Source organism: Streptomyces sp. NPDC102514 (assembly GCF_055584525.1).
Genome location: NZ_JBVJLW010000002.1, coordinates 753,581 through 761,813 on the forward strand (window position 1 = coordinate 753,581; position 8,233 = coordinate 761,813).

The 8,233-nt window shown below is 70.9% G+C and carries 8 protein-coding genes; 2 read left to right on the plus strand and 6 right to left on the minus strand.

All coding sequences use genetic code 11. The features are described from left to right. Positions 1 to 306: 306 nt before the first annotated feature. The 4 genes from ACZ60E_RS08180 to ACZ60E_RS08195 all read right to left on the minus strand — a co-directional run bounded on the left by ACZ60E_RS08180 (position 307) and on the right by ACZ60E_RS08195 (position 4,089). Positions 307 to 1,119 carry an ATP-binding cassette domain-containing protein gene (locus ACZ60E_RS08180; RefSeq protein WP_469438980.1) on the minus strand — a complete coding sequence of 271 codons (813 nt, stop codon included), beginning with the start codon at positions 1,117 to 1,119 and terminating at the stop codon, positions 307 to 309. After that, positions 1,116 to 2,189, minus strand: a complete 1,074-nt coding sequence (locus ACZ60E_RS08185) for an ABC transporter permease (RefSeq protein WP_469438981.1) — start codon at positions 2,187 to 2,189, stop codon at positions 1,116 to 1,118. The genes ACZ60E_RS08180 and ACZ60E_RS08185 overlap by 4 nt, the downstream gene beginning before the upstream one ends. Next, complete coding sequence (locus ACZ60E_RS08190; protein ID WP_385835479.1) at positions 2,186 to 3,190, minus strand: sugar ABC transporter substrate-binding protein; 1,005 nt, start codon at positions 3,188 to 3,190, stop codon at positions 2,186 to 2,188. Before ACZ60E_RS08190 ends, ACZ60E_RS08185 begins: the two co-directional genes overlap by 4 nt. A gap of 149 nt (positions 3,191 to 3,339) precedes the next feature. Further along, positions 3,340 to 4,089 carry a GntR family transcriptional regulator gene (locus ACZ60E_RS08195; RefSeq protein ID WP_107016720.1) on the minus strand — a complete coding sequence of 250 codons (750 nt, stop codon included), beginning with the start codon at positions 4,087 to 4,089 and terminating at the stop codon, positions 3,340 to 3,342. 117 nt (positions 4,090 to 4,206) lie between these two features. Here ACZ60E_RS08195 and ACZ60E_RS08200 point away from each other — a divergent pair, with 117 nt between their 5' ends. Continuing rightward, positions 4,207 to 5,220: a Gfo/Idh/MocA family protein gene (locus ACZ60E_RS08200; RefSeq protein WP_469438982.1), complete on the plus strand. Its 1,014-nt coding sequence runs from the start codon at positions 4,207 to 4,209 to the stop codon at positions 5,218 to 5,220. A gap of 342 nt (positions 5,221 to 5,562) precedes the next feature. Here ACZ60E_RS08200 and ACZ60E_RS08205 read toward each other — a convergent pair whose 3' ends face one another. Together ACZ60E_RS08205 and ACZ60E_RS08210 are read right to left on the minus strand one after the other, a co-directional pair. Then, complete coding sequence (locus ACZ60E_RS08205) at positions 5,563 to 6,240, minus strand: response regulator (protein ID WP_385835477.1); 678 nt, start codon at positions 6,238 to 6,240, stop codon at positions 5,563 to 5,565. 20 nt (positions 6,241 to 6,260) lie between these two features. Further along, on the minus strand, positions 6,261 to 7,526 hold the full coding sequence (locus ACZ60E_RS08210; RefSeq protein ID WP_469438983.1) for a sensor histidine kinase: 1,266 nt from the start codon (positions 7,524 to 7,526) through the stop codon (positions 6,261 to 6,263). A gap of 169 nt (positions 7,527 to 7,695) precedes the next feature. On the opposite strand from ACZ60E_RS08210, the gene ACZ60E_RS08215 reads away from it, so the two are divergent. Next, entirely contained in the window at positions 7,696 to 7,902 is a 207-nt protein-coding gene (locus ACZ60E_RS08215; protein ID WP_469438984.1) for a hypothetical protein, read from the plus strand. The last annotated feature ends 331 nt before the right edge of the window (positions 7,903 to 8,233 follow it).

Here is an 8,233-nt window from a genome sequence, read left to right on the forward strand (position 1 = left end):
TCGCCGCGCTCGGGGCGCCCTGGGGTGGTGCCGGTGATCCGCTGCCTGCGGGAGCGTCGTGGCTGGTCGCGCAGTTCCCCGCGCCCCTAAAGGAAGCCGCGGCCGGACGAGCCAGGAGGCGGAGCCGCACATCGGCACAGCCCCGCGGCCCCTAAAAGAAGCCGCAGCCGGGCGGGCCCAGGCGGCGGAACCGCAGATCGACGCGGCCCCGCGCCCCTGGAAGAAGCCTCGGCCGGGCGTGCCCGCGCGGCGGAGCCGCGCATCGGCAAAGCCCCGCGCCCCCTGCGGGGCAGCACCCGGGGCGCCCTACGAGGCGCTGCCCTCCAGTTCGTGGCGGAGGTCGTCCAGTTCGTTGCCGCCCGCCATTTGGCGGGTCAGTTCGTCCAGGGTGATCTCTTCCCGGGTGTGGTTGCCGACCATGGTGCCGCGCTTGAGGAGGACGAAGCGGTTGCCGACAAGGTACGCGTGGTGGGGGTTGTGGGTGATCAAGACGACACCCAGGCCCGCGTCACGTGCGGCGGCCACATATTTGAGGACCACACCGGACTGTTTGACGCCCAGCGCCGCGGTGGGCTCGTCGAGGACGAGGACCTTCGCGCCGAAGTGGACGGCCCGGGCGATCGCCACGCACTGGCGCTCGCCGCCCGAGAGGGTGCCGATGGGCTGGTCGACGTCCCGCAGGTCGATGCCCATGCGCAGGAGTTCCGCATGGGTCGTGCGGCGCATGTGGTCGACGTCCAGGCGCTTGAAGGGGCCGGACCCCTTGCGGGGCTCGGAGCCGAGGAAGAAGTTGCGCCAGACCGGCATCAGGGGGACGACGGCGAGGTCCTGGTAGACCGTGGCGATACCGTGGTCCAGGGCCTCCCGCGGGGACGCCGGGCGGGTGTCCTCGCCCTCGATGCGGAAGGTGCCCGCGTCGTGCTGGTGGAGCCCCGCGATGATCTTGATGAGGGTCGACTTGCCGGCGCCGTTGTCGCCGAGGACGCAGGTGATCTCCCCCGCGTGGACCTCCAGCGAGACGCCCTCCAGGGCGCGGATGTTGCCGTAGTACTTACTGACGTCGTCGAGCTCGACCAGGGGCGTGCGCCCGGTGGACGTCGTCGTGGCGGGCTGCGTCATGCCGTGGCCTCCGCGCGCTTGCGGACCCAGGCGTTCAGCAGGGTCGCGAGGAGCAGCATCGCTCCCAGGAAGAACTTGAACCAGTCGGGATTCCACTCGGCGAACACGATGCCCTTGTCGGTCATGCCGAAGATCAGCGCGCCGACCGCCGAGCCGACGGCGGAGCCGTATCCGCCGGTGATCAGGCAGCCGCCGATGACGGCCGCGATGATGTACGTCAGTTCCTTGCCGACGCCCTCTCCCGACTGCACGGCGTCGAAGGAGAAGAGCAGGTGCTGTCCGGCGATCCAGGCGGCGAAGGACACCCCCATGTAGAGGCCGATTTTGGTCGCGGCGACGGGTACGCCCACCGCGCGGGCCGCTTCCTTTCCGCCACCGACGGCGAAGATCCAGTTGCCGACGCGGGTGCGCAGCAGGATCCAGGAGGCGAGGGCCACCAGGCCCAGCCACCACAGGATGGTGACCTTGAAGTCGACGCCGCCGACGGTGAGGACGGACGCGAAGAGGGCCTTGGCGGAGGCGAAGCCCTCCATGTCGGCGATCGTCTTGGTGGAGACGGTGCCGCTGATCAGCTTGGTGAAGCCGAGGTTCATCCCGGTCAGCATGAGGAAGGTGCCGAGCGTGATGATGAAGCTGGGCAGCTTGGTGCGGGTGAGCATGAACCCGTTGAAGAAGCCGATCGCGAGGGTGACGAGGAGCGAGACCCCGACGCCCACCCAGACGTTCGCGGTCATCTGGTAGCTGAACATCGACGAGATCAGCGCGGACGACGTCACCATGACGCCGGCGGACAGGTCGAACTCGCCGCCGATCATCAGCAGGGCGACGGGCACCGCCATGATGCCGATGGTGGAGGCCGCGTACAGCACGGTGCTGAGGCCCGCGGCCCGTACGAAACCGTCCGCGATCAGCGCGAAGAAGAGGAAGACGGCGAGCGCGCCGACCACCGAGCCGAGTTCGGGCCGGCCCAGCAGCCTGCGCAGCGGCGAGGTCCGCAGCAGCCGGTCGTCCGCGGTGGAGCCCGTGGAACCCCCGGGGGGCGTGGGAGGCGTGGGGTTCGTCGCGGTCATCGGGTGCCCCGGTCCGCGTAGCTCTCCAGCTCTGCGGCCTGGTCCTTGGTGATGATCTGCGGGCCGGTGAGGACGGGGCGTCCGCCGCCGAGGGTGTCGGCGTTGTACCGGTACAGCCAGAGCAGGTCCACGGCCTCGTACCCCTGGAGGTAGGGCTGCTGGTCGACGGCGAAGCCGAGGGTGCCGTCCTTGAGGGAGGCGGCGACCTTGGCGTTCAGGTCGAAGGTGTCGATCTCGGCCTTGCTGCCCGCGTCCTCCTTGGCCTTGACCGCGGTGTCCGCGTAGGGCGCGCCGAGGGTGACGACGGCGTCGACCGCGGTGTCCGCCTGGAGCTTGGCGCCGATGGAGGACTGGACGGCCGACATGTCGGTGCCCTCCACGTAGATGTTCCGTACGGTGCCGTCGAAGGTCTTCTTCACGCCCGCGCAGCGCTGCTCATGGCCGACATTGCCCTGTTCGTGGAGGACGCAGAGGGCCGTTTTCCGGCCACGCCTGTTCAGTTCGTCGCCGACGGCCTCGCCGGCGATCGTCTCGTCCTGCCCGATGTGGGTGAGCGCGCCGAACTCCTTGGACTTCTCGGATCCCGAGTTCACGGTGATCACGGGGATGCCGGCCTTCACGGCGCGCGCGACCGCGCTCTTCATGGCGTCGGGCTTGGCGAGGGTGACGACGATGCCGTCGACGCCCTTGTCCACGGCGGCGTCCACGAGCTGCGCCTGCTGCTGTCCCTCGTCGTCGTGGGAGTACAGGAACTTGATGTTGTCCTTGTCGGCGGCCTGCTGGGCGCCGTTCTGGACGATGTCCCAGAAGGTGTCGCCATCACCCGAGTGGGTGATCATCGCGACGGTCCAGCGCGGCGTGCTCACCGCGCCCCCGCCCTGGGCCGACGCCGCTTTGCGGGCGTCCTCGGCGCGCTTGCCGCCGGTGCTGCTGCACCCGGCCAGGGATGCGCCCAGCGCCCCTGCCACCGCGATGCTGACCCAGGTCCGAAACCGTGCCACGAGGCCGTGCCCTTCTTGATGTCCGATACATGAAACAACCAAGTATCGGATACGGAGTGAAGGATTCCGGACAGCGGGGCCGTCGACACCGCCACGCGGGCATGCGTGGGAGTGCGTGGAGTCGTACCAGCTCAGGGGCGGACGAGGGCTCAGGGGCGAACGAGCAGCTGGAACTCGAAGGAGTAGCGCGAGGCGCGGTAGGTGTGGGAACCGAACTCGACGGCGCGGCCCGTGTCGTCGAAGGTGGTGCGCTGCATGGTGAGCAGCGGGGCGCCGGCGGACTCGTCGAGGCGCTCCGCCTCCACGGCGGTGGCGGCCCGGGCGCCGACGGACTGGCGGGCGCTGTGCAGGGTGATGCCCGCGACGCGCATCAGCCGGTACAGACCGGTGGCCTCCAGCTGTGCACTGTCCAGGTCGAGCAGGCCGGGCGGCAGATGGTTGCAGAGGTACGCCATCGGGTCGCCGTGGGCCAGCCGCAGCCGCTCCACCCGGTGCACCTCGCTGCCCTCCGCCACCGACAGGGCCGCCGCCACCTCGGCCGTCGCCGGGACGACGGTGTTGACGAGGACACGGGTCGCGGGACGCTGTCCGGCCGCCTCCAGGTCGTCGTAGAGGCTGCTGAGTTCCAGGGGGCGCTTGACCTGGCTGTGGACGACCTGGGTGCCGACACCCCGACGGCGTACGAGGAGGCCCTTGTCCACCAGTGACTGGATGGCCTGGCGGACCGTGGGGCGGGACAGACCGAGGCGTCCGGCGAGCTCGATCTCGTTGCCCAGCAGGCTGCCCGGGGTGAGGGCACCGCGCTCGATCGCCGCTTCGAGTTGCTGGGCCAGCTGGAAGTACAGCGGTACCGGGCTGTTCCGGTCGACGCTGAGCTGGAGCGGCGTGGTCGGGTCCACATCTGGTTTGGGCACGGGCCCGAGCGTAGCTCCGGTGCATGTTGACGGGAAGTTGTGAGGTTCGATTGTCCGGACAAAGAGTTGACAGGGTGTAGGGTTCGCCCTCAACTTTGTCGCATGCGCATCGGACTCATCGGGACGGGTCGTATCGGTACATTTCATGCGACCGCCCTCAGCCGCCACCGCGAGGTGGGCGGCTCCCTCATCGTCACGGACGCGGATCCCGCACGAGCACGCCGGCTCGCGGACCGCTTAGGTGCCACCGCGGCACCCGGCGTGGACGAGATCTTCACCTGGGGGGTGGACGCCGTGGTCATCACCGCGGCCACCTCGGCACACGGCGAACTGATCGGTCGGGCAGCCCGCGCCGGACTGCCCGTGTTCTGCGAGAAGCCCATCGCCCTCGACCTGACAGGCACCCTCACGGCCATCGCGGAGGTCGAGGCCGCCGGAACGATCCTGCAAATGGGCTTCCAGCGGCGCTTCGACTCGGGGTACGCCGCCGCGCGGGAGGTGGTGCGGTCGGGGCAGCTCGGCCGGCTGCACACCGTACGGGCGATGACCTCGGACCAGTCGCCGCCGCCGGCCGAACATCTGCCGCTCTCCGGCGGGCTGTACCGGGACACGCTCGTGCACGACTTCGACATGCTGCGGTGGGTCACCGGGCGTGAGATCACCGAGGTCTACGCGATGGGATCGGACGCCGGGCCCGCGATGTTCCGCGAGGCGGGTGACATCGACACGGCGGCGGTCGTCCTCACGCTGGACGACGGGACGCTCGCGACGGCCACGGCGACGCGGCTGAACGGGGCGGGTTACGACGTCCGCATGGAGCTGGCCGGGGAGCTGGACCAGATCGGGGTGGGGCTCGACGACCGTACGCCGATCGCCTCCACGGAACCGGCGGGGCCGCCTGCGGCCACCAAGCCGTGGACGGGGTTCCTGGAACGGTTCGGGCCCGCGTACGAGGCGGAGCTGCACGCGTTCGTCGAGGTCGTGCGGGGCGAACGGGCGAATCCGTGCGACGGGCGTGAGGCGTTGCACGCGTTGCGGGTCGCGGAGGCGTGCGAGTTGTCTCGGCGCGGGCGCCGGTCCGTCCCGCTGTCGGAGATCCCGGGCGGCCGGGACTGATCGACTGACCGTCGACCGCGGGTCGGGGGTGCGGTGGAGGTGGGGTGCGTGGTCGGCTGCGGCGCCGTCGTGGCCGGTCGCGCAGTTCCCCGCGCCCCTGAAAACCGGGGCTGCGCCCCAGCTTTTCACCCCCAGAGCAAGCGACCCCGCCGAAGGGACGCGAGGAACTGCGCGCTCAACCCCCACCGGCCCGGTCTTTTAAGGGGCGCGAGGAACTGCGCGACCAGCCCCCACCGGCCCGCAGGCAACAAACCGGCCGGCACCATTCAGGGGCGCGGGGAACTGCGCGGCCAGCCCCCGTCGGGCCGCAGACGCCGCAGACAGCGACGAAACGCGAACGCGTCAGCGGTCATCGGCGTCGTTGTCCAACAGGCCCGCGTCGTACGTCAGTAGCGCGATCTGGACGCGATTGTTGAGGCTCAGCTTCGCGAGGATTCGGGAGACGTGCGTCTTCACCGTGGCCACGCTCATGAACAGCCCCGCCGCGATCTCCGCGTTGGAACACCCCCGCCCCACCGCCACGGCGACCTCGCGTTCACGGTCGTTGAGCGCGGCGACCCGCGTACGCGCACCCGCACGCCGCGTGTCGGGCCCCGCCCCCGCGGCCTGTTCCATCAACTGCCGTGTCACGGCGGGCGACAGCACCGGATCACCCGCCGCGACCCGGCGCACCGCGTGGAGGATCTCCGCGGGCGGAGTGTCCTTGAGGACGAAGCCGGCCGCACCCGCCCGCAGCGCCCGCAGCACCTGTTCGTCGGCGTGGAAGGTGGTGAGGACGATGACCTGGGGAGCCTCCTCGCGGCCCCGGAGCCGTTCCGTGGCGACGAGCCCGTCCACCGTGGGCATCCTGATGTCCATGAGGACGACATCGGGGCGCGTGCGGTCGACGAGCGCCTCGACCTCGCTGCCGTCGGCGCCCTCCCCCACGATCTCCAGGTCGTCGGCGCCGCCCAGCATGAAGGACAGGCCTGCTCTGACCAGCGGGTCGTCGTCGACGAGGAGGAGGCGGATCGGATTCATGCGCCCACCGTAGTGATCCGTCATCCCCAGGGCAGCCACGCGTGCACCAGGAAGCCGCCGTCCCCTTCGGGACCGTGTTCCAGGTGTCCGCCCGCGAGTACGGCCCGCTCGGTGAGGCCGATGAGCCCCTGGCCGGAGCCCGGGACGTGCGGAACGTCGCCGGGCGGCGGCGGATTGCGTACGGAGACGGTGAGACCGGTGCCCGGGGCCCCGGCCACGGTGACCGTGACCTCCGCGCCGGGGGCGTGCTTACGGGCGTTGGTCAGGCACTCCTGGGCGATCCGGTACGTGGTGCGGCCCACCGAGGCGGGGATGGTCGCCGCGTCGACGACCCGGTTGTCGAGCGTGACCTTCATGTCGGCCTCCCGGCTCTCGGAGACCAGCCCCTCCAGCGCGCCGAACGTCGGCTGGGGCCGCCCCGACTCGTCGGCGTCGTCCCCGGAGGCCCTGAGCACCCCGATGATCTCGCGCAGGTCCTGCAGGGCCTCGTGCGCGCTCTCACGGATCACCCCGGAGGCCCGCGCGACCTCCGCCCGGGGGGCGTCCGGGCGGATCTCCAGTGCTCCGGCGTGCACGCTGAGCAGGGTCAGGCGATGGGCGAGGACGTCGTGCATCTCGCGGGCGATCGCCTCCCGGGCCAGCCGTTGCGCCTGTTCGGCACGCAGCGCCGCCTCGGTCTCGGCACGCCGTGCCCGGTCGCGCAGGCTCAGCATGAGCTGCCGCTTGGAGCGCGCGAGCATGCCCCAGCCGACCACCGCACCGGTCAGCAGCACTCCGAGTCCGACGACGGCCAGGTACGGCAGGTCGGCGTCGGGACGCCACCAGGAGAAGAAGGGCAGCAGGGCGAGCTGCGCGCCGCCCGTCCAGGCTACGTACTTGAAGGGGCGGTGCACGGCGAGCGTGAACAGGGCGACCAGTCCCGCGCCGCCCGCGGTGTTGGAGACGAAACAGACCGGCACCATCGCGATGGCGAGGCCGAGCGGCCAGCGCCGCCTGAGCCAGACGGCCGCGCAGGCGACCGCGCCGAGCAACTGGTCGACGACCTCCAGGGCGTACGGGATGTTCGGGTCGCCGTCCGCCTGGTCCGCGCCGAGCAGGCCCACCCCGACGGCGATCAGGAAACAGGCGAAGTCGACGGCCCAGTCCCGCGCGGTGCGCCGGGGGCGGCCCTTGCGGTCGGTGTTCTCCGGGTCCAGCTCCGAGGTGACGGCCGACGGCAGAAACCACCGGCGGACCGGGGGGTTCGGGGGCTTCGGCAGCGGCGCGATATCACTCACAGTCGGCAATCTACGCATCGATGCGCGCCGGTGCCGCTCCCGTCGCCAGGTCGGCTACCAAAGTCGCGGACACGTCAGACTTTCGGCGCGATCCCGGGCGCCGTTCCGGGACTTCCGCCGTGCGCGGCGCGACCCGTGGCCGATGAATCCGCCGGGGCCGCGGGGCGAGCATCCTCGTATGAAGCAGGTTCTGGAGTTTCTCGGTGTGATCGCCCTCCTGCAGGGCGGGGTCGGCCTGGTCCACGAGCTCACCGGCCGATTGCACGGCTGGGGCCTCGTACAGGGGCTCGACTTCCTCGACGGCCGCGAGATCTACGGGAGCGTCGCGCTGCTCGTGCTGTCGTTCGCGCTGTTCGCGGCGGCCGAGAGCCAGAAGTCCGGCTGAGGGGGTCCCGTCCCGGGGGGGGGCAGGTGGTGTTGGCAGCGGGTCACTGCACGGGGGCTGCCGCCCCCGAGCCCCCGCCATCGCGCTCCGCGCTCGTCCTCGAACGCCGGACGGGCTGAAAGGCAGCGGACGCGCTGACGTACCCAGGGGCGCGGGGAACTGCGCAATCCTTTGGGCCCGCCCCCACCGAACCCGCAGGCAAACCCCCTAGGACCTGTCCTGGCGATCATCTGGTAAGACGCCTCGGTGATACTTTGACCGGAATTGTGGGAAGGGGCGGGCGAATCCGTGGACAGTGACCTGCGGCGTGCGGTGGTCGTGACGCTTGGCG